Here is a 22869-nt window from a genome sequence, read left to right on the forward strand (position 1 = left end):
TCAACGCCCAGGTCGGCGCCTCCCTCACCTCCGGCGCCGCCATCTGCGAGATCAAGGACTGACGTCCGGCACGGCCACAGCGCGCCCGGCGGACCAGGACTTTGCATTTCATTGCAGTCGCCTGTACAAGAGGCCGTTGACGCGCCATGGCGCACCGCAGATGATGAAAAAGCCACCGGTAATTGCGCCCCGAAATTCCGGAGAAGAAAGCAACCGGTGGGTCAGGTCGACGCATTGGACGCAGGAGTCCGGCGGACCGCAGACGGCCTAGGACGATCGCCGCACCACCGGGAAATCATTCCCTTTACGCACGGTTCGTGGTCGGCGCCCGAAAACCGAGGACATTCCGAGGAAAGGACTCATGGCCAAGGAGAGGCACATGGACGCCGAAGTGATAGTCGTGGGTGCGGGTCCGACCGGCATGATGCTGGCGGGCGAGTTGCGCCTGGCCGGTGTCGACGTGACCGTCCTGGAGCGTCTCGACCGGCGCACGGGCGAGTCCCGTGGCCTGGGCTTCACCGCACGCACCATGGAGGTCTTCGACCAGCGCGGGCTGCTGCCCCGGTTCGGAGAGATCGAGATCAGCAACCAGGGCCACTTCGGGGGCCTGCCGGTCGACTTCGGCGTCCTCGACGGCGCCCACCAGGCCGCCAAGACGATCCCCCAGTCGCAGACCGAGACGGTCCTGGAGGAATGGGTCGTCGAACTCGGCGGTGACATCCGGCGCGGTCACGAGGTCACCGCTCTGAAGGACGAGGGCGACTCGATCACGGTCGAGGCCCGCGGCCCGCACGGAGTCGAGCGGTTCACGGCCCCCTACCTGGTGGGCTGCGACGGCGGCCGGAGCACGATCCGCAAGGCGGCCGGCTTCGACTTCCCCGGCACGGCGGCGACGATGGAGATGTTCCTCGCCGACGTGCGGGGCCTGGACCTGGAACCGCGCATGATCGGCGAGACCCTGCCGGGCGGCATGGTCATGGTCGGTCACCTGCCGGGCGGGATCACCCGGCTGATCGTCTGTGAGCGCGGCACCCCGCCCCGGCGGCGCACCGCGCCGCCCGAGTACGCCGAGGTGGCCGCCGCCTGGCAGCGCCTGACCGGCGACGACATCTCGCACGGCGAGCCCGTGTGGGTCAGCTCCTTCGGCGACGCCACCCGCCAGGTCACCCAGTACATGCGCGGCCGGGTGCTGCTCGCCGGCGACGCCGCGCACATCCACCTGCCGGCCGGCGGGCAGGGCATGAACACCGGGATCCAGGACGCGGTCAACCTCGGCTGGAAGCTCGCCGCCGTGGTGCGGGGCCGGGCCCCGGAGAGCCTGCTGGAGACCTACCACGGTGAGCGCCACCAGGTCGGCAGGCGGCTGCTGATGAACACCCAGGCCCAGGGGCTGCTCTTCCTCAGCGGTCCCGAGATGCAGCCGCTGCGCGACGTGATGACGGAGCTCATCCGGTACCCCGAGGTCAGCCGTCACCTGGCCGCCATGGTCAGCGGCCTGGAGATCCACTACGACGTCGGCGGCGGCAGCAACCCGCTGCTCGGCCACCGTATGCCGCAGGTCGACCTGGTCCGCCCGGACGGCACCGCGACCAGCAGCACCCGGGCCCTGCACACGGCACGCGGAGTGCTGCTGGACCTGGAGGACAACGCGGTGCTGCGCCGCCGGGCGGCCGGCTGGCGCGACCGTGTCGACATCGTGACGGCGGCTCCGCAGGGCAGCCGGGCGGCCGGGCGACTGGCCGGCAGCTCCGCCGTGCTGGTCCGCCCCGACGGGTACGTGGCCTGGGCCGCGCCCGGCAGCCACGGCGACCTGCCCATGGCCCTGGAGCGCTGGTTCGGTCCCGCCCTGTGACGCCCGCCCTTCCCCCCACCCCCACCCCGGTCGCACCGTTCGAGACCCGCACGGGTCATGAGGAGACAAGGACATGCACAGCACGCTGATCGTGGCCCGGATGGACCCCGGGTCGAGTGACGAGGTCGCCCGTATCTTCCGCGCCTTCGACGAGACGGAGATGCCGCACCGGATGGGCACGCGCCGCCGTCAGCTCTTCCACTTCCGGGGCCTGTACTTCCACCTGCAGGACTTCGACTCCGACGACGGCGGCAGCCGTATCGAGGAGGCCAAGCTGGACCCTCGCTTCGTCCGGATCAGCGAGGACCTCAAGCCGTACATCGAGGCCTACGACCCGGCCACCTGGCGTTCGCCCAAGGACGCCATGGCCACCCGCTTCTACTCGTGGGAGGCGTCGGCGTGACGGCGCGTCGGGTGGTCATCACGGGCATCGGTGTCGTCGCTCCCGGCGGCATCGGCGCGAAGAACTTCTGGAACCTGCTCAGCGAAGGGCGCACCGCGACCCGCGGCATCACCTTCTTCGACCCCTCCCAGTTCCGTTCCCGGGTGGCGGCCGAGATCGACTTCGACCCCGAGGAGCACGGCCTGGGCCCGCAGGAGGTGCGGCGGATGGACCGGGCGGCCCAGCTCGCCGTCGTCGCCGCGCGGGAGGCGGTCGGCGACAGCGGGCTGGAGCTCGACGAGCTCGACCCGCACCGCATCGGGGTCACCGTCGGCAGCGCGGTGGGGGCCACCATGGGCCTGGACTGGGAGTACCGCGTGGTGAGTGACGCGGGGCGGCTCGAACTCGTCGACCACGAGTACGCCGTACCGCACCTGTACAACTACTTCGTGCCGAGCTCGTTCGCGGCGGAGGTGGCCTGGAGCGTGGGGGCCGAGGGGCCGAACGCGGTGGTCTCCACCGGGTGCACGTCCGGTCTGGACGCGGTGTGCCACGCGGTGGAGCTGCTGCGGGAGGGCTCCGCGGACATCATGGTCGCGGGTGCCACGGACGCCCCGATCTCGCCGATCACCATGGCCTGCTTCGACGCGATCAAGGCGACGACCCCGCGCAACGACGACCCCGAGCACGCCTCGCGCCCCTTCGACGGGACCCGCAACGGCTTCGTGCTGGGCGAGGGTTCGGCGGTGTTCGTGCTGGAGGAGCTGGACAGCGCCCGGCGTCGCGGCGCCCACGTGTACGCCGAGATCGCCGGCTACGCCTCGCGCTGCAACGCCTTCCACATGACCGGACTGCGGCCGGACGGCGCGGAGATGGCCGAGGCGATCCGGGTCGCGCTCGACGAGGCGCGCGTCAACCCGCAGGAGATCGACTACATCAACGCGCACGGCTCCGGCACCAAGCAGAACGACCGTCACGAGACGGCCGCGTTCAAGCGCAGCCTGGGCGAGCACGCCTACGCGACGCCCGTCAGCTCCATCAAGTCGATGGTCGGCCACTCGCTGGGCGCCATCGGCTCGATCGAGATCGCGGCCTGCGCGCTGGCCATGGAGCACAACGTGGTGCCGCCCACGGCCAACCTGCACACCCCCGACCCCGAATGCGACCTGGACTACGTGCCGCTGACCGCGCGCGAGCACCGCACCGACGCGGTGCTGTCGGTCGGCAGCGGCTTCGGCGGATTCCAGACCGCCGTGGTCCTCACCCGTCCGGAGAGGAGGGCGGCATGACCACCACCGCGGTCATCACCGGACTGGGCGTCGCCGCGCCCAACGGGCTGGGCGTCAAGGAGTACTGGACGGCCACGCTCAAGGGAGAGAGCGGCATCGGCCGCATCGAGCGGTTCGACCCGTCGCGCTACCCGGCGCGGCTCGCCGGCCAGATCCGGGGCTTCGTCGCCGAGGAGCACCTGCCCAGCCGGCTGCTGCCGCAGACCGACCGGATGACCCGGCTGGCCCTGGCCGCCGCGGACTGGGCGCTGGACGACGCCGGCGTGCGGCCCGACGAGCTGCCCCCGTACGACATGGGGGTCGTCACGGCCAGTTCCTGCGGCGGCTTCGAGTTCGGCCAGAACGAGCTGCGCAACCTGTGGAGCAAGGGCAGCCAGTACGTCAGCGCCTACCAGTCGTTCGCCTGGTTCTACGCCGTCAACAGCGGCCAGATCTCCATCCGCAACGGCATGAAGGGCCCCAGCGGCGTGGTGGTCAGTGACCAGGCCGGCGGTCTCGACGCGGTCGCCCAGGCCCGCCGGCAGATCCGGCGGGGCACCCCGCTGATCGTCTCCGGCAGCATCGACGCCTCCCTGTGCCCGTGGGGCTGGGTGGCCCAGCTCGCCGGCGGACGGCTCAGCACCAGCGAGGACCCCGACCGCGCCTACCTGCCGTTCGACGCCGCCGCGTGCGGGCACGTCCCCGGCGAGGGCGGCGCGATCCTGGTGGTGGAGGACGCCGAGTCGGCCCGGCGCCGCGGTGCGCGGGCCTACGGCGAGATCGCCGGGTACGGGTCCACCTTCGACCCCAGGCCGGACAGCGGACGCGAGCGCGGTCTGCGCCGGGCGATCGAGCTGGCGCTGGCCGACGCCGGGGCCGACGCCCGCGACGTCGACGTGGTGTTCGCCGACGCGGCGGCCCTGCCGGAGGAGGACCGCGCCGAGGCCGAGGCCGTCACGGCGGTCTTCGGCACGCGGGGCGTGCCCGTCACCGCGCCGAAGACGATGACCGGACGGCTGTACTCGGGGGCGGCGCCCCTGGACCTGGCCGCGGCCGTCCTGTCGATCGCCGACGGGCAGATCCCGCCGACCACCAACGTCCGGCCGGCCGACGACTACGGCCTGGACCTGGTCACCGGCGCCCCGCGCGCCGCCGCACTGCGCACCGCGCTGGTGCTGGCCCGCGGCCACGGCGGCTTCAACTCGGCCATGGTCGTGCGGGCCGCCGCCTGACCGGCCGAGCCCGGCGACGGGGGCCTGCGCGGGCACCGGCCGCCCGGCCCTCACGGACAACCCCCTTCACAAACAACCCCTCTCACGAGCAACCCCTGACCACATCGGAAACGGAGAAGGAAACCGTGCAGTTCACCCTCGACGACCTCAAGCGCATCCTCCTGGAGAGCGCCGGCGCCGACGAGAACGTCGACCTCGACGGGGACATCCTGGACCGGCGCTGGGACGAACTGGGCTACGAGTCGCTGGCCCTGCTGGAGACCGGCAGCCGCATCGAGCGGGAGTACGGCATCACGTTCGACGAGTCGGCGGTCACCGACGCCGACACCCCGCGCGCGCTGCTGGAGATCGTCAACGCGCAGCTCGGCGCCGCCTCCGCCGCCTGACGCCCGAGTGCCGCCCGGTGCCGGCGGACCGGCACCCGCACCGCCGGCGCCGGGCTCCCCGCTTCCCCTCCCCCACCGACTCCCCCGCAACGAGCAGATCCGGAGCAGCCATGACCGAGCACACCCAGCGAGTCGCCATCGTCACCGGGGCCACCAGCGGCATCGGCCTGGCCGTCGCCGAGGCCCTCGGCGCCCAGGGCCACCGCGTGTACATCGGCGCCCGCACCGCGGAGAACGTCGCGACCACCGTCAAGCAGCTGCGCGAGCAGGGCGTCACGGCCGACGGCAGCGCGGTCGACGTCCGCAGCAGCGAGGAGATCCAGCGGTTCGTCCGGGCCGCCGTCGACGCCTTCGGCACCGTCGACGTGCTGGTCAACAACGCGGGCCGGTCCGGTGGCGGCGTCACCGCCGACATCGCCGACGAGCTGTGGGACGACGTGATCGACACCAACCTCAACAGCGTCTTCCGCATGACCCGCGAGGTCCTCAACACCGGCGGCATGCGCGAGAAGAAGTGGGGCCGCATCATCAACATCGCCTCCACGGCCGGCAAGCAGGGCGTGGTCCTGGGCGCCCCGTACTCCGCCTCCAAGCACGGCGTGGTCGGCTTCACCAAGGCCCTCGGCAACGAGCTCGCGCCCACCGGCATCACCGTCAACGCCGTCTGCCCCGGTTACGTCGAGACCCCGATGGCCCAGCGCGTCCGCCAGGGCTACGCGGCGGCGTACGACACCACCGAGGAGGCCATCCTCGAGAAGTTCCAGGCGAAGATCCCGCTCGGCCGCTACTCCACGCCGAAGGAGGTCGCCGGCCTCGTCGCCTACCTCGCCTCCGACACCGCCGCCTCCATCACCTCGCAGGCCCTCAACGTCTGCGGCGGTCTGGGCAACTTCTGATCCCCGAAGGAGACCACGCCATGACGACCCGCCAGGTCGAGCACGAGATCACCGCCGAGGCCCCGGCCGCCACCGTCTACCGGCTGATCGCCGAGGTGGAGAACTGGCCCCGGATCTTCCCGCCCACCATCTACGTCGACCACGTCGAGCGCGGCGCGGACGAGGAGCGCATCCGCATCTGGGCCACCGCCAACGGCGAGGCCAAGAGCTGGACCTCGCGCCGCACCCTCGACCCGGAGAACCTGCGGATCACCTTCCGCCAGGAGGTGTCCGCCCCGCCGGTCGCCGCCATGGGCGGCACCTGGATCATCGAACCGCTGTCGGACACGCGGTCCCGGATCCGGCTGCTGCACGACTACCGGGCGGTCGACGACGACCCGGAGAGCCTGCGGTGGATCGACGAGGCCGTCGACCGCAACTCCCGCTCCGAACTGGCCGCGCTGAAGGAGAACGTCGAACTCGCCCACGGCGCCGAGGACATCACGTTCTCCTTCGAGGACACCGTCCAGATCGACGGCTCCGCCAAGGACGTCTACGACTTCATCGACCAGGCCGGCCTGTGGGCCGAGCGCCTGCCGCACGTGGCCCGCGTCCACCTCACCGAGGACACGCCGGGCCTGCAGACCCTGGAGATGGACACCCGCGCCAAGGACGGCTCGACGCACACCACGAAGTCGTACCGGGTGACCTTCCCCCACCACCGCATCGCCTACAAGCAGGTCACGCTGCCCGCGCTGATGACCCTGCACACCGGTGTCTGGACGTTCACGGAGAACGAGCGGGGCGTCACCGCCACCTCGCAGCACACCGTGGTCCTCAACACCACCAACATCGCCAAGGTGCTGGGCCCCGAGGCCGGCGTCGCCCAGGCCCGCGCCTACGTGCAGGGCGCGCTGAGCACCAACAGCCGCGCCACGCTGAACCACGCCAAGGACTACGCCGAGAACAAGCGCTGACCATGACCGGGCACACGCTGGACACCGACGTCATCGTCGTCGGCGCGGGTCCCGTCGGGCTGATGCTCGCCGGGGAACTGCGCACCGGCGGCGCGCGGGTGACCGTCCTGGAACGGCTGGCGGAGCCCACCACCGAGTCCCGGGCCTCGACGCTGCACGCCCGCACCATGGAACTGCTGGACGCGCGGGGCCTGCTGGACCGCTTCGGGACGCTGCCCCGCGACACCCGGGGCCACTTCGGCGGGATCCCGCTGGACCTGACCCTGCCCGGACCGTATCCGGGCCAGTGGAAGGTGCCGCAGACGCGCACCGAGGCGGTCCTCGCGCAGTGGGCCGTCTCGCTCGGCGCGGACCTCAGGCGCGGCCACGAGGTGACGGCGCTGACCGAGCACCGGGACACGGTGGAGGTCACGGCCGAGCGGCCCGGCGCGTCCGTGCGGCTGCGCGCGCGGTACGTGGTGGGCTGCGACGGCGAGCACAGCACGGTCCGCCGCCTGGCCGGGATCGACTTCCCCGGGCACGACGCCGCCCGGGAACTGATCCGCGCCGACATAGCCGGCATCGACGTCCCCGACCGGCGCTTCGAGCGGCTGGACAGGGGCCTGGCCATCGCCGCCCGCCGGGGCGACGGCGTGACCCGTGTGATGGTCCACGCCTACGGGCGCCGGCCCCGCTCCCGCGCCGGCGCACCGGACTTCGCCGAGGTGTGCGAGGTGTGGCGGCACGTCACCGGAGAGGACATCGGCGACGGCACCCCCCTGTGGCTCAACGCCTTCGGGGACGCCTCCCGGCTGGCCGCCCGCTATCGCGCGGGCCGCGTGCTGCTCGCCGGCGACGCCGCCCACCAGCAGATGCCGGTGGGCGGCCAGGCCCTCAACCTGGGGCTCCAGGACGCCGTCAACCTGGGCTGGAAACTGGCCGCCGTGGTCCGGGGCCGGGCACCGGAGGGCCTGCTGGACACCTACCACCGCGAGCGGCACGCCGTCGGCGCCCGGGTGCTGGCGGGCATCGAGGCCCAGGCGGCCCTGCTGCTGGGCGGCCCCGAGGTGGAGGCGATGCGGTCCGTCCTCGCCGAACTGCGCGGCCACGAACGGGTGCGGCGGCACCTGGCCGGGACCATCTCCGGCCTGGACGTCCGCTACGACCTCGGCACGGACGGCCACGCCCGGCCCGGCACCCGGGACCCGGAGACGGAGACGGGGGCGGAGGCGGAGACCGACGGCCACGCCCTCCTGGGCGCCCGTCTGGAACCCGCCGAGCTGGTCACCGACCGGGGCACCACGACGACCGCCGCGCTGCTGCGCTCCGGGCGCGGGCTGCTGCTGGACCTGCGCGGCGACCGCACCCACCACGCGCGGCTGCGCCGGGAGTGCGGGCCCTGGCTGGACCGGGTGGACCTGGTGGCGGCCGAGCCCGGTCCGGCCGGAGCACCCGGCGGACGGGACGCGTTCCTGGTCCGCCCCGACGGCCACGTCGTCTGGACCGCGTCCGCCTCCGGCCCGGACGGGCCGGCCGCCGCCCTCGAGGCGTGGTTCGGCCCGCCGGCGTCCGCGCCCGGGGCGCCGGAGGCGGCCCGCCCGCTCCCGGCGCGCCCGCGCCCCGCACCGCACGGCGACGAACGGCACAGCCAAACACAGCACCACCGAGGACGAGGAGGAGACACGCAGATGGGCAGGCTCACGGGCAGGACGGCGCTGGTCACCGGGGCCAGCCGGGGCATCGGCCGGGCGATCGCCGTACGGCTGGCCGCCGAGGGCGCCCTGGTCGCCGTGCACTACGCGGCCAACCGGGACGCGGCCGAGGAGGTCGTGACGGCCATCGAGAAGGACGGCGGCCGGGCCTTCGCCGTGCAGGCCGAACTCGGCGTCCCCGGCGACGTCCACGAACTCTTCCTGGGACTGGAGGAGGGACTGAAGGAGCGCACCGGGTCGACCGAGCTGAACATCCTGGTCAACAACGCGGGCCGGATGGGCGGCGTGCCCGTGGAGAAGATGACGCCGGAGGAGTTCGACCGGCTGTTCGCGGTCAACGCCAAGGCACCGTTCTTCCTCATCCAGCGCGCCCTGGCCAACCTCGCCCAGGGCGGCCGGATCATCAACATCTCCTCCGGGCTGACCCGGTTCGCCAACCCGGACGAGATCGCCTACGCGATGACCAAGGGCGCGGTGGAACAACTCGCCCTGCACTTCGCGAAGGTGCTGGCGCCGCGCGGCATCACCATCAACAGCGTCGCGCCCGGGATCACCCGCAACGGCAACCCGCTGTTCGACGTGCCCGAGGCGGTGGAGCAGATGGCGCAGCTGTCCGCGTTCAACCGGGTCGGCGAGCCGGAGGACGTCGCCGACGTGGTGGCCTTCCTCGCCTCGGACGACAGCCGCTGGGTGACCGGTGCCTTCCTGGACGCCACCGGCGGCACCCTGCTCGGCTGACCGTGCCCGGCACGGCCCGCCCGGCCCGCCGTCCGCGCGGCCGGCCGGGCGCGCCCCGTGCCTCGCCCACACCCTTCGGAGCGGTTCCGTGAAACCTTCGACACTCGGTCCGGCCGGCCCCTCGCGTCCGGTGTCCGGGCCCTGGAGCGCCGGGCAGTGGGGCCTGCTGCTGGTCCTGGCCGGGAACATGCTGATCGACTCCCTCGAGGTGTCGACGGCGGTGGTCGCGCTGCCGTCGATCGGCCGCGACCTCGCCCTGCCCCTGAGCGCCCTCCAGGCCGTGGTCACCGGCTTCGCCCTGGGCTTCGGAGCGCTGCTGCTGTTCGGCGGCCGCGTCGTCGGCCGGTTCGGCCGGCGGCGGGTGTACCTGGCCGCGCTGCTGGGCTTCGCCGCGGCGTCCGTGGCCGGCGGACTGGCCGACGGGCCCGCGCTCCTGATCGCCAGCCGGGTGGTGAAGGGGTTCTGCGCGGCGCTCACCGCCCCGACCGGTCTGGCCATCATCACGACGGCCTTCCCTGAGGGCCGCGCGCGTTCCCGGGCCGTCTCGGTCTACGCGTTCGTCGGCGCCTGCGGGTTCACCGGCGGACTCGTCCTGTCGGGCCTGCTGACCGGGGTCGACTGGCGCTGGACCTTCCTGTTCCCGGCGCCGGTGGTGCTGGCCCTGTTCGCCGTGGGCCTGCGGCTGATCCCGGCGGACGGGCCCGGCGGCCGGGCCCGCCCGTGCGACCCGGCCGGCGCGGCGGCCCTGACCGGCTGCCTGGCGGCCCTGGTGACCGGCGTCGTCCAGGTGCCGGGACGCGGCTGGGACAGTCCGCTCGCCGCCGGCGCGTTCGCCGTCGCCGCCCTGCTGCTGGGCGTGTTCGTCCGCGCGGAGCGCCGGGCCCCCGATCCCCTGTTCCGCCCGGGCCTGCTGGCCCACCGGGGGCTGGCGCGGGCGATGCTGGGCGCCGTCGCGCTCAACGGGTCGTACCTCGGTTTCCTGCTGGTGGCGACGTTCCAGCTGCAGACGACCGAGGGCTGGTCGCCGGTGCGCACCGCGCTGGCCCTGCTGCCCGCGAGCGTGCCGCTGGTGCTGGCCGCGCCCTTCTCCGGGCGGCTGATCGACCGGTTCGGCACCCGTCGGCTGATCGCCCTGGGCGCTCCGGCCCCGCTGCTCGGCTACCTCCTCTACCTGCGGGCGCTCACCCCGCAGCCCGCGTACGCCACCGAGGTCCTGCCCACCGTGCTGCTGGTCGGCCTCGGCTTCGCGCTGGGCTTCACCGCCCTGAACGTGCAGGCCACGGCCGGTCTTCCGGCCGCGGACCGGCCGGTGGCCGTCGGCCACTACCAGACGGCGGTGCAGACGGCCGCGGTCGTGGCGCCCGCGCTGGTCACAGCGCTGCTGATCGCGTCCGGCGCTCCGGCCGCCGAGCCGGCCGAGGGCTACCGGTCCGCGCTGTGGCTGGTGATCGCGCTCGGGGCCCTGGGGCCGCCGGCGGCGCTGCTCCGCCCGGTGCGCCGCTCCGGCCCCGGCCGCGCCGCCGGGCGGCGGACGCCCGCCCGGCCGTGACCCGCACCCTCCCGCCCCACCGCGTCCCGGTCCTCCGTCCCACCAACCCCCGGTCCTTCCCGTCCCACCACCCCCAGTCCTTTCCGTCTCCCCCGTCTCCCCCGTCCCTCCCGTCCCGCCGCATCCCGGTCCCACCGCCTCCGCGGCTCTTTCCGCACGCACCGGACGAGAACCCCAGGAGCTGAATCGCCATGACCACCGTGACACCACCCACCGTCGACGCCCCGGCGAACCCGGCGCGCGACGGCCTGACGGAACTCGAGCAGATCAAGGAAGCGGCGCGCCAGGGCCCCGACCCGGCCGCCACCGAGCGGCAGCACGCCAAGGGCAAGCTGACCGCGCGCGAGCGGATCGACCTGCTGCTGGACCCGGACTCCTTCCACGAGGTCGAGCCGCTGCGGCGGCACCGGGCCACCGGATTCGGACTGGAGCACAAGCGGCCGTACACCGACGGCGTGGTCACCGGCTGGGGCACGGTGCACGGACGGACGGTGTTCGTGTACGCGCACGACTTCCGGATCTTCGGCGGAGCCCTGGGCGAGGCGCACGCCACCAAGATCCACAAGATCATGGACATGGCCATCGCGGCCGGCGCTCCGCTGGTGTCGCTCAACGACGGGGCGGGCGCCCGCATCCAGGAGGGCGTCTCGGCGCTCGCCGGCTACGGCGGCATCTTCGAGCGCAACACCCGCGCCTCGGGCGTCATCCCGCAGATCAGCGTCATGCTCGGCCCGTGCGCGGGCGGGGCGGCCTACTCCCCCGCCCTGACGGACTTCGTCTTCATGGTCCGCACCACCTCCCAGATGTTCATCACCGGTCCCGACGTGGTGCAGGCCGTCACCGGCGAGCGGATCACCCACGACGGACTGGGCGGAGCCGACGTGCACGGCGAGACCTCCGGCGTCGCCCACTTCGTCCACGACGACGAACGCGCCTGCCTGGAGGACGTGCGCTACCTGCTGTCCCTGCTGCCGTCCAACAACCGGGAACTGCCGCCCCGCGTGCCGTGCGACGACCCCAAGGACCGTACGTCGGAGGCGCTGCTGGAGATCGTGCCCGCCGACCCCGGCCGCAGCTACGACGTGCGCGCCGTCGTCGAGGAGATCGCCGACCACGGCGAGTACGTCGAGGTCCACCCCGGGTGGGCGCGCAACGTCGTGTGCGCCTTCGCCCGGCTCGGCGGCGAGACGGTGGGCGTCGTGGCCAACCAGCCCGCCGCCTTCGCGGGCGTCCTCGACATCCACGCCAGCGAGAAGGCCGCGCGGTTCGTCACCTTCTGCGACTCCTTCAACATCCCGATCGTGACGCTGGTGGACGTGCCCGGCTTCCTGCCCGGCGTGGACCAGGAGCACGGCGGCATCATCCGGCACGGTGCCAAGCTGCTGTACGCCTACTGCAACGCCACCGTGCCCCGTATCTCGGTCGTCCTGCGCAAGGCGTACGGCGGCGCCTACATCGTCATGGACTCGCGCTCCATCGGCGCCGACCTGGCCTTCGCCTGGCCCGGCAACGAGATCGCGGTGATGGGGGCGGAGGGCGCGGCGAACGTCATCTTCCGCCGGGAGATCCAGGCCGCCGACGACCCCGAGGCCGTCCGGCAGCAGAAGATCAAGGAGTACAAGGCGCAGCTCATGCACCCCTACTACGCCGCCGAACGCGGGCTGGTGGACGACGTCATCGATCCGCGTCACACCCGCCGCACGCTCGTGGACGCCCTGGCGATGCTGCGCGAGAAGCACGCGGACCTGCCCTCCCGCAAGCACGGCAACCCGCCGCAGTGACCCCGGAGGAACGACAGCGCATGCACAGCGAACAGACCGCCGATCCCCTGGTGCGCGTCGTCAGGGGCGACGCCGGCCCCGAGGAACTCGCCGCGCTCACCGTGGCCCTCCTGCTGTACGCCCGCGGTCCGGCCGCCGCGGGCGAGGAGGTTTCCGGGCGCGGGCACCGCCCGGCCACCTGGCGCCGGCTGGAACGGGCGCTGAACCACCGGAGCGCGCGCAGCTGGCGCAACGAACTGCGCCGCGTCCGGCCGCCGGCCCGGTCCGGGGCCTGACACGTGCCCGCACCGCTCACCGCGACCATCCCGACCCGAGGAGAGATCCGATGACTGCACAGCCCACCGTGCTGGTGACCGCGGCCACCGGCAACGTCGGTCCGCACGCCGCCGCCCACCTGCTGCGGGCGGGTGCCCGGGTACGCGCCCTCGTCCTGGAGGACGACCCGCACGTCACGCGGCTGCCCGAGGGCGTGGAGGTCCACTACGGCGACCTGGCCGTCCCGCAGAGCCTGGACGCCGCCCTGGACGGGGTGGACGGCGTGTTCTGGATGTGGCCCTTCTTCACCCTCGACGTGCGGACGGCGCCCGAGGTGCTGCGCCGGATCGAGCAGCGGGCGCGGCGCGTCGTGCTCGTCTCCTCCGTGGGCGTGCACATCGGCCTGGAGCCGGTCGACAACAACTGCCACGCCTACCTGGAGCAGTTGATCGAGCGGACCGGTCTCGAGTGGACGTTCCTGCGCACCACGGGCTTCATGGCGAACGCGCTCGGGTTCGCCCCGCAGATCCGGCACGGGGACGTGGTGCGCTTCCCGTACGGGGCGGCGGCCCGCACGCCGGTGCACGAGGGCGACCTGGCCGAGGTCGGCGCCCGGGCGCTGCTGGAGGACGGGCACGCCGGGCGGAAGTACCTGGTCTCCGGCCCCGAGGTGGTGACCCAGGAGCAGCAGGTGAAGATCGTCGGTGACGTGCTCGGGCGCGCCCTGCGCTGGGAGGACGTCCACGCCGACGAGGCGCGCAAGCAGATGGTGGCGGCCGGCTGGCCCCCCTCCTACGCCGACGGCGCCCTGGACTACTTCGCCCGCCTCACCCGGGAGCCGGAGGTCGGCTCCTCGGTCGTCGCCCAGGTCACCGGGCGGCCCGCGCGCACCTTCCGGCAGTGGGCCGAGGAACACATCGAAGCCTTCCGCTGACGGCCGCGCGGCCGTTCTCCCGTCGGCGGCCGCGCGGTCGTCCGGCCACACGGTCGCGCGGTCGCGCGGCGGTCCGACGGCAGAACCAGGAACTGGAGGTCCCATGTCCCCGACCACCCCCTCCTCCCCCGCGGAACCGGCGCCCGGCCGCGGCCTGCCTCCGGACGGCACCGGCGGCGGGCACGTGGCGATCTTCGACATACTCCGTGTCGACGGCGCGGCGACGGCCGACGCCCTGGCGGGCCGCATCGCCCGGGAGGCGGCCGCCTGGGCCGGCGCGCCCGGCTTCCTGCTGTCGCGCGTGCACATCGCCCTGGACGGCAGGGCCGTGGTGCACCACACGCGGTGGAGCGGCGAGGCCCGTCACTCCGCCTCCCGGCCCGGCCCTGCCGGCGCCGGAGCGCCGCGCGCTCCGGAGCGGATGCCGGGGGTGCTCTCCGCCACGTCCTTCCGGGGCGCCCCGGCGGGCGGGATCACGGGACCGGCGGCCGGGCGGGCCCCCGGCATCGTGGCCGTGGCCACCCGTCACTTCGCCGGGCCCCGGCAGGCCCGCGCCGTCCTGGACCTGCTGCACCGCACGGGAGAGTGGAAGCGCGACTTCGACGGTTTCATCTCGGCCACCCCCTATCTCGACCACGACGGGCGGACTTTCGTCAACTACCCGATGTGGACGGACCGTTCCGCCTACGACGCGTGGATGGCCGACCCCCGTATCGCCGAAGGGCAGGGCGAGATCGCCCGGCTGGAGACCGCCCCGCCCGAGTACCTGGTGTGCACCGTGGCCTCGGAGGCCGTCGCGGCCCCGGCCGAGGGCACGGCCTGAGACAGCCCTGGAGATCCCGTGACAGATCTGCCCTCCTGTGCGCACACGGGCCCGCAGCCGCCCGCCGGCCTTTCCGGGCGGCTGCCCCGGCCCCGTCCGGACCGGCCGGTTCCCGGCCCGGCGGCCCGTACCGAGCCGCCCACCATGCCGCTGCTGGCCGGAACCGAGGACACCGACCCCGCCGAGACGCACATCGTCCGCGGCATCGACTGACCCCCGCCCACGGGCCCCCGCGCCCCGCCGACGACGGGGAGACCGGAGCACCATGACCTCACACCCCACTTCCCCCCACCCGACCGGCGCACCCGCCGCCGCCCCGCCGCCCGGCCCCGCCCCGTCCGCCGGCGTGCGGGAGATCGTGCTCGACGCGGACGGCGTCCCGCTGTCCGGCCTGCTCGGCGAGCCCACGGACGGTCCGCCCCGGGCGACCGTGGTGGCGCTGCACGGAGGAGGCATGCGGGCCGGCTACTTCCACGGGCAGGCCCATCCCGGCCTGTCGCTGCTCACCCTCGGCACCCGGCTCGGCTTCACCGTGCTGGCCCTGGACCGGCCCGGCTACGGGCGGTCGGCCGCGCGGCTGCCGCACGGCCAGACGCTGCGGGAGCAGTGCGCCACCGTACGGGCGGCGCTGGCCGACTTCGACCTGCGCCACCCGGTGGGCGAGGGCCTGTTCGTCGTGGCCCACTCCTACGGCGGCAAGCTCGCCCTCGCCCTGGCCGCGGCCGGCGCCGACCTGATCGGGCTGGACATCTGCGGCCTCGGCCACCGGTTCGCCGTCGCCCCGGGGCGGCTGCCCTCGCTGCACGACCGCCGTGCCGCCGCGCTGCACTGGGGGCCGCTCGCCCTGTACCCGGCGCACACCTTCCGGCTCGCCGCCCCGCTGGTGGGCCCCATGCCGCAGCGGGAGGAGCGCGAGGCGCGGCGCTGGCAGCGGATCTTCCCCCGGCTGGCGACGCGGGTCCGGGTCCCGGTCCGGTTCACCTTCGCCGAGTACGAGCGGTGGTGGCGGCACGACGACGAGGCGCTCGCCGAGCTGACGGGGCTGCTGGCGGCGGACCGGGTGCGCGTGGACCGGCTGCCGGCGGCCGGGCACAACGTCAGCCTGGGCTGGGCCGCCCGCTCGTACCACCTGCGCGCCCTGGCGTTCCTGGAGGAGTGCCTCACCGAGCGCCGTCCGGGCGTGGGGCGGCGCACCCGCCCGGCGCGGGCCGGCGGCTGAGGATCAGCCGTCGACCTGGAGTCTGCGCGGGCCGGAGCCCTGCTCTCCCAGGACGTCGTAGGGGTTGGCCAGCACGCAGCGTTCCAGGGTGAGGCAGCCGCAGCCGATGCAGTCGTCGAGGTCGTCGCGGAGTTTCAGCAACTGCTCGATGCGCCGGTCGAGGTCGGCACGCCAGTGCGCCGACAGGCCGGCCCACTCCTCACGGGTGGGTGCCCGGTCCGCGGGCAGGACGCTCAGGGCGTCCTTGATGACGCTCAGCGGGATGCCGACGCGCTGGGAGACGCGGATGAAGGCCACCCGGCGCAGGGTGTCACGCGAGTACCGGCGCTGGTTGCCCGTCGTGCGATGGCTGTGGATCAGCCCCTCGCGCTCGTAGAAGCGCAGCGCCGAGGTCGTCACGCCGCTGCGCCGCGCCAGCTCGCCGATGGTCAGCTCCTTGGGGAGCGTGGGGGTGGACATACCGCCACGCTAGACGAACCTCACCCATGCTTCAACTTCCTTTCCGGCCCGCCTTTCATTCCCCTGACACTCCCTGACGAACCCCTTGACAAAAGCATGAAATGTCGCCTTGACGCCGCACGCGGGCCGCCAACAGACTCGTGATCGGAAAGACCGGTAAATGCCGAGTCGAATCACCGGGGCCGACGCAGCCAAAAGCGGCAGGCCGCCGGTGAACGCGTCAGGAAACAGGGGAGGACCAGGGATGACAGTATCCGAAGCGCCACCCGCGCCGCTGTTCAGCGCCGACTATTTCCAGAATCCGTATCCGACGTTCGCCTGGCTCCGGGAGCATTCCCCGGTGCATGAATTCCGTTTTCCGGCCGGAAACGTGCGCACCTGGATCGTGACCCGGTACGACGACGTGAAGGCCGTGCTCGCGGATCCCCGTTTCAGTTCCGAGGGCGGCACCTGGGGGAACGCGGAATTCAAGGAGGCCGGTCTGGTCAGCGGCGCCGGGAGCGTGCTGGAGAAGGCGGTCACGGTCGTCGATCCGCCCGCCCACACCCGGCTGCGCCGGCTGGCGATGAGCACCTTCACCCCGCGCCGCATCGCGCAGTGGCGGCAGACCGTGGAGCGCGTGGTGGCCTCCGCGCTGGACTCCTGCGCGGCCCGGGGCGAGTTCGACGTCATGGACGACTACGCCGGCCCCGTCTCCTCGGCGGTCATGGGGGAGATCCTCGGGCTGCGCATCGAGCGCCACCGGGAGCTGGTGGACGCGCTCGCCCAGGCCTTCCCCTCCGACGCCGCCCGCATGGACCAGGCTCCCGAGGGGTTCGCCCGGATCTGCGGATACGCCGAGGACCTGGTCGCCCTCAAGCGGCGCAGCCCGGCCGACGACCTGACCTCCGCGCTCATCCACGCCCGGCAGGACGAGGACCAGCTGTCGGAGGAGGAACTCGTCGCCATGGTCGCGGCCATGATCCTGGCGGGCAGCGACACCGTCCGCGCCTTCGTGGGCAACGCCGTACTGGCGCTGCTCGACCACCCGGACCAGTCCCGGCTGCTGCGGGAGCGGCCCGACCTGGAGGCCGGGGCGTTCGAGGAGCTGCTGCGCTACGAAGGGCCCCTCACCACGGCCCTGTTCCGGGTCACCACCGAGGAACTGGAGCTGGCCGGCACGGTCCTGCCCGCCGGTGCGCCGGTCATCGCGGCGCTGCTGTCGGCCAACCGCGACCCGCGCCAGTTCTCCGACCCGGACCGGCTCGACCTCACGCGCTCCGGGTCGCGGCACGTCGGCTTCGGCCACGGCCTGCACAACTGCCTGGGCGCCGCGCTGGCCCGTCTGGAGGGGCAGCTGGCGATCCCGGCGCTGCTGCGCAGGTTCCCCTCGCTGACCCTGGCCGTGCCGCGCGGGGAGCTGCGCCACATCGAGAACTGGGCGATGCGGCGGCTGGTCCGGCTGCCCGTCCACGCCGCCGGGACGGGGCCGGCGTGACCGCCCGGGAGACCGGTGTGCGGGCGACCGTGCGCATCGACCCCCGCCTGTGCCGGGGCACCGGCCTGTGCCAGGCCATGTCACCCGCCCTCTTCCGGCTGACCGGGGCGGGACACGCCGTCCCGGTCGACGGCGAACTGCGCGACGAGGACACGGCCGACCTCGCCCGGTCCGTCGCCGACTGCTGCCCCATGGGCGCCGTGGAGGTGCTCCCCGGCCCGCCCGAGGCGGCCGGCGGGCCCGGCGGCGCAGGCGCCCGGGACCCCCACCGCGCCGACCAGGAGAACTGACCCTTGACCCGCACCCCCCAGGAGGAACCGACCGTGGACCAGTCCGAGGCCATTCTGTCCAAGCTGTGGGAGCGCAACTACGATCCGCTGACCACCGACATCATCAGCCGCCTGCCGCTGCGCCCCGACGCCCGCTGCCTGGACGTCGGCGCCGGGGCCGGATCCATGGCGTACTGGCTCGCCGAACGGGTGCCGGACGGATCCGTGCTCGCCGTGGACGTGGACACCACCCTGCTGGACGCCTCGCGCAGCCCCAACCTGACGGTGCGGCGGGCGGACGTGGAACAGGAGGAGTTCCCCGAGGGATCCTTCGACCTCGTCCTGGCCCGGGGCGTGCTGTCGGTGCTGCGCGCCCCCGACGAGCTGCTCGAGCGCGCCGTGCGCTGGCTGGCACCGGGCGGCTGGCTGGTGGCGGAGGACTTCTACTTCCTGCCCGGCGAGGACGCGTCCACGCCGGTGGGACGCGCGGTCATCGAGGCGTACCTGCGCGCCTTCCGCGGGCACGGCGCCGACATGCGTTTCGCCCGCCGCCTCCCCGCCCGGCTGGCGCAGCTCGGCCTGGCCTCCGTGGACCTGCATCTGCGTCCCCTCGGCCCCGGTCAGGGCGAGTACGAGAACGAACTCATGCGCCGGCGCCTGGAGTTGCAGGGACAGCCGCTGGTGGACAACGGCTGGGTGAGCGCGGAGCAGCTCACCGAGTTCGTCGCCACGCTGGACCGGCCCGAGGCGCGCGACGTCACCACCCTGCTGTTCTCGGTGTGGGGGCGGCGCCCCGAGGCGTGACCCGGACCGCCACGGCTTGACCTCAACTTAGGTTCAACTCCTACGGTGACGAACAGAACCCGCGACCCGCCCAGGCTCGCCCGAGTCGTCCACGTCGCACAAGGAGAGGTAGAAGTGCGCCCCGAACCGACGGTGAAGGACCACAACCGCCGAGGCGGTCACGGCCGGGCCACCGTGCTCGTACTCGCCGGCACGCTCACGATCATGGCCGGAGCGGTGGTGTCCCCCGCGATACCCGGCATACGCGCCGCCTTCGCGGACACGGCCGACGTCGACCTGCTGGCCAGGATGATCACCAGTGCCCACGCGCTGGCGATCGTGCTGTTCTCTCCGTTCGCGGGCGCCTTCTCCGAACGCATCGGACGCAAGCGCGCCCTGGTGACCGGCATGCTCGCCTTCGCGGTGGGCGGCAGCTCGGGCTTCTACCTGCCCGACCTGGTCAGCATCCTGGCCGGCCGGGTCGTCCTCGGCATCGGCGTGTCCCTGATCATGACCAACAGCGTGGCCATGATCGCGGACCTGTACGACGGGACCGAGCGGCAGCGGCTGCTCGGGCGGCAGACCGCCGCCGGCGCCTTCGGCGGCGTGCTGCTGCTGGTGGGCGGCGGCGCGCTGGCCGGGCTGGGCTGGCGGACGGTGTTCCTGGTGTACCTGCTCGGCGCGGCACTCGTGGTGCCCGCCCTGACCCGGCTGCCGGAGACCCGGCCGGGGACCGCCGACGCGGGGCCGGCTCCGGACGGCCCCGCGGCGGGGGGCCGGCGCGGCCTGCCCGCGGGCGTGGCGGCGGCGCTCACCGCGATGTTCCTCGGCCAGGTCGCCTTCTACTCGGTGCCGGTGCAGGTCCCGTTCCTGGTCGAGGACCACTTCCACGCCGGTTCGGTGGCCTCCGGCGCCGTCATCGCCGTGCAGACCCTCACCACGGGACTGGTGTCGCTGCGGTTCGCCGCCGTGCGGCGCCTCGCCGGTGAACACGGCCTGGTCGCCACGGCCTTCGGCTGCATCGGCGCCGGCTACCTGGTGCTCTGGCTGGCCCCGCACGTGGCGGTGCTGGCGCTGGGCACGCTGGTGATGGGAGCGGGCCTCGGAGTGCTGATGCCCACGCTCAACAGCTGGGTGCTCGACGAGGCACCGCCCGAGGTGCGCAGCCGGTACGCGGGTTTCCTGACCACCGCGCTCTTCCTGGGGCAGTTCCTGGCCCCGCTCGTCACCCAGCCCATGGTCAGGGGGCTCGGCATCCAGCCGATGTTCGGCGTCATCGCGGTCGGCGCCCTGCTGGTCGCGGCCGGATACCTCGCCGGCGGCCGCGGGCGGGCGGCGCGGAGCGGCCCGGCCGGCGAACGGCGGGCCGCCCACCGCGACGCCCCGGCGGCGCAGTCCCCCGCCGGGGAGGGGCCGGACGCGCCGGCCGCAGGACCCGGCCACGCCGCACGCCGGGCGGGGTGAGGGCCCACCGGGCGTCCCGGGCCCGGACCGTCCGCCGGCCTCCGCCCGCCGCCCTCCCGCCCTTCGCCCTCCCGCCCGACGACGTCCCGTTCACCGGAGGCGACCATGGAACCGCAAGCCCATCTGGAACCGCACCCCGACAAGCCCCCCGCGCGGCGGGTCGAGTTCGTCCTCGACCTGATCTGCGTCCACTCCTACCTCGCCTTCACCCGCTTCGAGCGCGCCGTCGAACGGCGGCGGGCCGGCGGCGACCGGATCGAGGTGGCCTTCCGTCCCTTCCAGATCGCCCCGGACGCCCCCGTCGAAGGCGAGCCGCTGCCCGAACGCCACCGGCGCGACTTCGGAGCCGACGCCGAGCGGATGACGCAGCGCATGGCGGCCGTCGGCGCCCGTGAGGGTCTCCGGCTCGACTTCGCCCGGGCGGTGTTCGCCAACACCTTCGCCGCCCATCGGCTGCTGGCCGCGGCCGGACGCCAGGGGCGTGCGGAACCCATGGCGGAACGGCTGTTCCGCGCCTACTTCACCGACGGCGCGAACATCGCCGACGCCGCCACGCTGGACCGGCTGGCCGCGGAGGCCGGGGTCCGGCGCGGCACCGGGGAGCCCGACGAGCGGGAGCTCGCGGCGGAACTCGCCCGGGTCCGCGCCGAGGGCGTCCGCCAGGTCCCGCTTCTGCGCTTCGACACCGGCGCGACCCTCTCCGGCGCGCAGCCGGAGGAGGTCTACCTCCGGGCGCTGTCCGGCCACACCGTCCACGTCCACTGAGCTTCCCCCCACACGCGCCGGGCCCGCCCCGGCCGCCCGGCATCCCGCCGATCCACCACCGACACGTTCACCAACAAGGAGAGCCATGTCCACGTCCCCTCTGCGTCTCGCGGTGATCTGCGCCAGCGTCCGGGAGGGCCGGTTCGGTCCGACCGTCGCGCGCTGGATCAGCGACCAGGCCCGTCAGCGCGGTGACGTCGAGGTCGACTACATCGACCTCGCCGAACACCCCCTGCCGGTGGTGCTGTCGCAGTCCCCCGACGGCGAGGTCGCCGACGTCCTCGCGCAGGTGACGCCCCGTCTGGAGAACGCGGACGCCTTCGTCGTGGTGACGCCGGAGTACAACCACAGCTACCCCGCGTCCCTGAAGTCCCTGATCGACTGGCACTACACGCAGTGGCGGGCCAAGCCGGTCGCCCTGGTGTCGTACGGCGGCCTGGCGGGCGGCCTGCGCGCGGCCGAGCACCTGCGGCCGGTCTTCGCCGAGCTGCACGCGGTCACGATCCGCGAGCAGGTGAGCTTCCACAACGCCTGGGAGCGGTTCGACGAGAACGGCGCCCTGAAGGACCCGGACGCCCCCGTCGCGGCCGCGAAGACCATGCTGGACCAGCTCACCTGGTGGGGTGAGGCGCTGCGCGAGGCCCGCCAGAAGCGTCCGTACGGCCAGTGACCGACGGCGGGGTGGGGTGCCGCACTCCGGGCACCCCACCCCGGCCGGCGATCAGGCCGCCATGCTCATGCCCCGCCCGAGGCGGAAGCCGACGCCGCGCACGGTGAGGATCCAGGAACTGTCGCCGAGTTTGTTCCTCAGACTGTTGACGTGGGTGTCGATCGTCCGGCCGGTGGCCGCGGAGCCCTTGTGCCACACGCGCGCCATGAGCTCCCGCCGGCTGACCACCGAGCCGGACCGGGAGGCGAGGACGTGCAGCAGGTCGAACTCCTTACGGGTCAGGGAGAGCAGTTCTCCGGAGAGGTACGCCTCACGCCGTCCGGCGTCGATCCGCAGGGGTCCGTGCACGATGCAGCGGCTGTGCGCCGCGGGGCGGGCCCGGCGCAGCACGGCCTCCACCCGGGCCACCAGCTCCTGTACCCCGTAGGGCTTGTCGAGGCAGTCGTCGCATCCGGACTTCAGGCACAGCACGCGTTCCAGTTCGGTGGTGCGCTCCGTGATGGCGATGATGGGCGTGTCCGCGGCGGCGCGTATGTCCGCGCAGACCTGGAGACCGTCGAGGTCCGGCAGCCCGAGATCGATTAACACCAGGTCGGCCTGGTGATGGAGTTCCAGTGCCGCCGCGCCGGTCCCGACGCTCCACGCGTCGTAACCGTTCTGCCTCAGCACATGGACGACGGACCGTGCGCAGGCAGCGTCATGGTCCACTACGAGCACCCGCATTGCTTTCCGGCCTTTCGCTGTCCGACTGGCATCTTTCGCTGTCTGACTGGCATGACCAAGGGGTGCTGTCCTGCGGCTGCACCGATCGTCCCGGCACGGCTCGCGGGCACACGTCGGCCACTCACCGTCAGGACGCGCCGACCGTGCCCGGAGCCGGCGAGGCGAATGCTGCAGGCCGCGCCGACCGCTCCCCCGTCGACCCGGCGGCGAAGCCCTCTGCCTCCTCCGCACGGCGCAGCCCGAACGACTGAACAGTCGTTCGGGAGTCGACGTCCAAGCGTAAAAACTTTGCGCCAG

Annotated in this window: 23 protein-coding genes; 21 read left to right on the plus strand and 2 right to left on the minus strand. The window is 73.6% G+C overall.

Annotated features, from left to right (window positions below; genetic code table 11):
* Positions 1 to 379: 379 nt before the first annotated feature.
* From AB0L29_RS25900 to AB0L29_RS25970, 15 genes are all read left to right on the plus strand, one after another.
* Positions 380 to 1852 carry an FAD-dependent monooxygenase gene (locus tag AB0L29_RS25900; RefSeq protein ID WP_365830149.1) on the plus strand — a complete coding sequence of 491 codons (1473 nt, stop codon included), beginning with the start codon at positions 380 to 382 and terminating at the stop codon, positions 1850 to 1852.
* A gap of 73 nt (positions 1853 to 1925) precedes the next feature.
* A complete protein-coding gene (locus AB0L29_RS25905; RefSeq protein ID WP_365830150.1) occupies positions 1926 to 2255 on the plus strand; it encodes a TcmI family type II polyketide cyclase in 330 nt (109 codons plus the stop codon).
* A complete protein-coding gene (locus AB0L29_RS25910) occupies positions 2252 to 3523 on the plus strand; it encodes a beta-ketoacyl-[acyl-carrier-protein] synthase family protein (RefSeq protein ID WP_365830151.1) in 1272 nt (423 codons plus the stop codon). The genes AB0L29_RS25905 and AB0L29_RS25910 overlap by 4 nt, the downstream gene beginning before the upstream one ends.
* A complete protein-coding gene (locus tag AB0L29_RS25915) occupies positions 3520 to 4734 on the plus strand; it encodes a ketosynthase chain-length factor (RefSeq protein WP_365830152.1) in 1215 nt (404 codons plus the stop codon). The genes AB0L29_RS25910 and AB0L29_RS25915 overlap by 4 nt, the downstream gene beginning before the upstream one ends.
* A 125-nt stretch (positions 4735 to 4859) precedes the next feature.
* Entirely contained in the window at positions 4860 to 5120 is a 261-nt protein-coding gene (locus AB0L29_RS25920) for an acyl carrier protein (protein ID WP_365830153.1), read from the plus strand.
* A 110-nt stretch (positions 5121 to 5230) separates the two neighbouring features.
* Positions 5231 to 6016, plus strand: a complete 786-nt coding sequence (fabG, locus tag AB0L29_RS25925) for a 3-oxoacyl-ACP reductase FabG (RefSeq protein WP_365830154.1) — start codon at positions 5231 to 5233, stop codon at positions 6014 to 6016.
* 20 nt (positions 6017 to 6036) lie between these two features.
* Complete coding sequence (locus AB0L29_RS25930) at positions 6037 to 6972, plus strand: aromatase/cyclase (protein ID WP_365830155.1); 936 nt, start codon at positions 6037 to 6039, stop codon at positions 6970 to 6972.
* Positions 6973 to 6974: 2 nt separating this feature from the next.
* Entirely contained in the window at positions 6975 to 9401 is a 2427-nt protein-coding gene (locus AB0L29_RS25935; RefSeq protein WP_365830156.1) for an SDR family oxidoreductase, read from the plus strand.
* An 88-nt stretch (positions 9402 to 9489) separates the two neighbouring features.
* Positions 9490 to 10950, plus strand: a complete 1461-nt coding sequence (locus AB0L29_RS25940; RefSeq protein ID WP_365830157.1) for an MFS transporter — start codon at positions 9490 to 9492, stop codon at positions 10948 to 10950.
* 191 nt (positions 10951 to 11141) lie between these two features.
* Positions 11142 to 12731, plus strand: a complete 1590-nt coding sequence (locus tag AB0L29_RS25945) for an acyl-CoA carboxylase subunit beta (protein WP_365830158.1) — start codon at positions 11142 to 11144, stop codon at positions 12729 to 12731.
* A gap of 20 nt (positions 12732 to 12751) precedes the next feature.
* Complete coding sequence (locus tag AB0L29_RS25950; protein WP_365830159.1) at positions 12752 to 13006, plus strand: acyl-CoA carboxylase epsilon subunit; 255 nt, start codon at positions 12752 to 12754, stop codon at positions 13004 to 13006.
* A gap of 50 nt (positions 13007 to 13056) precedes the next feature.
* Positions 13057 to 13920, plus strand: coding sequence for an NAD(P)H-binding protein (locus AB0L29_RS25955; RefSeq protein ID WP_365830160.1), 864 nt, complete (start codon positions 13057 to 13059; stop codon positions 13918 to 13920).
* 103 nt (positions 13921 to 14023) lie between these two features.
* A complete protein-coding gene (locus AB0L29_RS25960; RefSeq protein ID WP_365830161.1) occupies positions 14024 to 14743 on the plus strand; it encodes an antibiotic biosynthesis monooxygenase in 720 nt (239 codons plus the stop codon).
* Positions 14744 to 14761: 18 nt separating this feature from the next.
* The gene (locus tag AB0L29_RS25965; RefSeq protein WP_365830162.1) at positions 14762 to 14956 is read left to right on the plus strand and encodes a hypothetical protein; all 195 of its coding nucleotides are present in this window, start codon (positions 14762 to 14764) and stop codon (positions 14954 to 14956) included.
* A 133-nt stretch (positions 14957 to 15089) separates the two neighbouring features.
* Positions 15090 to 15962, plus strand: a complete 873-nt coding sequence (locus tag AB0L29_RS25970; protein ID WP_365830242.1) for an alpha/beta fold hydrolase — start codon at positions 15090 to 15092, stop codon at positions 15960 to 15962.
* 3 nt (positions 15963 to 15965) lie between these two features.
* Here the strand turns inward: AB0L29_RS25970 and soxR are convergent, their stop codons facing one another.
* On the minus strand, positions 15966 to 16421 hold the full coding sequence (gene soxR, locus AB0L29_RS25975; protein ID WP_365830163.1) for a redox-sensitive transcriptional activator SoxR: 456 nt from the start codon (positions 16419 to 16421) through the stop codon (positions 15966 to 15968).
* A 244-nt stretch (positions 16422 to 16665) separates the two neighbouring features.
* Here soxR and AB0L29_RS25980 point away from each other — a divergent pair, with 244 nt between their 5' ends.
* From AB0L29_RS25980 to AB0L29_RS26005, 6 genes are all read left to right on the plus strand, one after another.
* Positions 16666 to 17898, plus strand: a complete 1233-nt coding sequence (locus AB0L29_RS25980; protein ID WP_365830164.1) for a cytochrome P450 — start codon at positions 16666 to 16668, stop codon at positions 17896 to 17898.
* Positions 17895 to 18188: a ferredoxin gene (locus AB0L29_RS25985; RefSeq protein WP_365830165.1), complete on the plus strand. Its 294-nt coding sequence runs from the start codon at positions 17895 to 17897 to the stop codon at positions 18186 to 18188. Before AB0L29_RS25980 ends, AB0L29_RS25985 begins: the two co-directional genes overlap by 4 nt.
* A 3-nt stretch (positions 18189 to 18191) precedes the next feature.
* Positions 18192 to 18971, plus strand: a complete 780-nt coding sequence (locus AB0L29_RS25990) for a class I SAM-dependent methyltransferase (protein WP_365830167.1) — start codon at positions 18192 to 18194, stop codon at positions 18969 to 18971.
* Positions 18972 to 19016: 45 nt separating this feature from the next.
* Positions 19017 to 20414, plus strand: coding sequence for an MFS transporter (locus tag AB0L29_RS25995; protein ID WP_365830169.1), 1398 nt, complete (start codon positions 19017 to 19019; stop codon positions 20412 to 20414).
* Between the two features lie 105 nt (positions 20415 to 20519).
* Entirely contained in the window at positions 20520 to 21179 is a 660-nt protein-coding gene (locus tag AB0L29_RS26000) for a DsbA family oxidoreductase (protein ID WP_365830170.1), read from the plus strand.
* Between the two features lie 85 nt (positions 21180 to 21264).
* On the plus strand, positions 21265 to 21849 hold the full coding sequence (locus AB0L29_RS26005) for an NAD(P)H-dependent oxidoreductase (protein WP_365830172.1): 585 nt from the start codon (positions 21265 to 21267) through the stop codon (positions 21847 to 21849).
* Positions 21850 to 21900: 51 nt separating this feature from the next.
* Here the strand turns inward: AB0L29_RS26005 and AB0L29_RS26010 are convergent, their stop codons facing one another.
* Positions 21901 to 22557, minus strand: a complete 657-nt coding sequence (locus tag AB0L29_RS26010) for a response regulator transcription factor (RefSeq protein WP_365830173.1) — start codon at positions 22555 to 22557, stop codon at positions 21901 to 21903.
* Positions 22558 to 22869 lie beyond the last annotated feature (312 nt).

The organism is Streptomyces sp. NPDC052701, from assembly GCF_040678355.1.
Classification (GTDB): Bacteria; Actinomycetota; Actinomycetes; order Streptomycetales; family Streptomycetaceae; genus Streptomyces.

Excerpts from the sequence above, each read along its gene's own strand:
- AB0L29_RS25900 (WP_365830149.1), top strand. The coding sequence starts at position 380 with ATGGACGCCGAAGTGATAGTCGTGGGTGCGGGTCCGACCGGCATGATG.
- AB0L29_RS25905 (WP_365830150.1), top strand. The coding sequence starts at position 1,926 with ATGCACAGCACGCTGATCGTGGCCCGGATGGACCCCGGGTCGAGTGAC.
- AB0L29_RS25915 (WP_365830152.1), top strand. The coding sequence starts at position 3,520 with ATGACCACCACCGCGGTCATCACCGGACTGGGCGTCGCCGCGCCCAAC.
- fabG (WP_365830154.1), top strand. The coding sequence starts at position 5,231 with ATGACCGAGCACACCCAGCGAGTCGCCATCGTCACCGGGGCCACCAGC.
- AB0L29_RS25930 (WP_365830155.1), top strand. The coding sequence starts at position 6,037 with ATGACGACCCGCCAGGTCGAGCACGAGATCACCGCCGAGGCCCCGGCC.
- AB0L29_RS25935 (WP_365830156.1), top strand. The coding sequence starts at position 6,975 with ATGACCGGGCACACGCTGGACACCGACGTCATCGTCGTCGGCGCGGGT.
- AB0L29_RS25945 (WP_365830158.1), top strand. The coding sequence starts at position 11,142 with ATGACCACCGTGACACCACCCACCGTCGACGCCCCGGCGAACCCGGCG.
- AB0L29_RS25950 (WP_365830159.1), top strand. The coding sequence starts at position 12,752 with ATGCACAGCGAACAGACCGCCGATCCCCTGGTGCGCGTCGTCAGGGGC.
- AB0L29_RS25955 (WP_365830160.1), top strand. The coding sequence starts at position 13,057 with ATGACTGCACAGCCCACCGTGCTGGTGACCGCGGCCACCGGCAACGTC.
- AB0L29_RS25960 (WP_365830161.1), top strand. The coding sequence starts at position 14,024 with ATGTCCCCGACCACCCCCTCCTCCCCCGCGGAACCGGCGCCCGGCCGC.
- soxR (WP_365830163.1), bottom strand. The coding sequence starts at position 16,421 with ATGTCCACCCCCACGCTCCCCAAGGAGCTGACCATCGGCGAGCTGGCG.
- AB0L29_RS25980 (WP_365830164.1), top strand. The coding sequence starts at position 16,666 with ATGACAGTATCCGAAGCGCCACCCGCGCCGCTGTTCAGCGCCGACTAT.
- AB0L29_RS26000 (WP_365830170.1), top strand. The coding sequence starts at position 20,520 with ATGGAACCGCAAGCCCATCTGGAACCGCACCCCGACAAGCCCCCCGCG.
- AB0L29_RS26005 (WP_365830172.1), top strand. The coding sequence starts at position 21,265 with ATGTCCACGTCCCCTCTGCGTCTCGCGGTGATCTGCGCCAGCGTCCGG.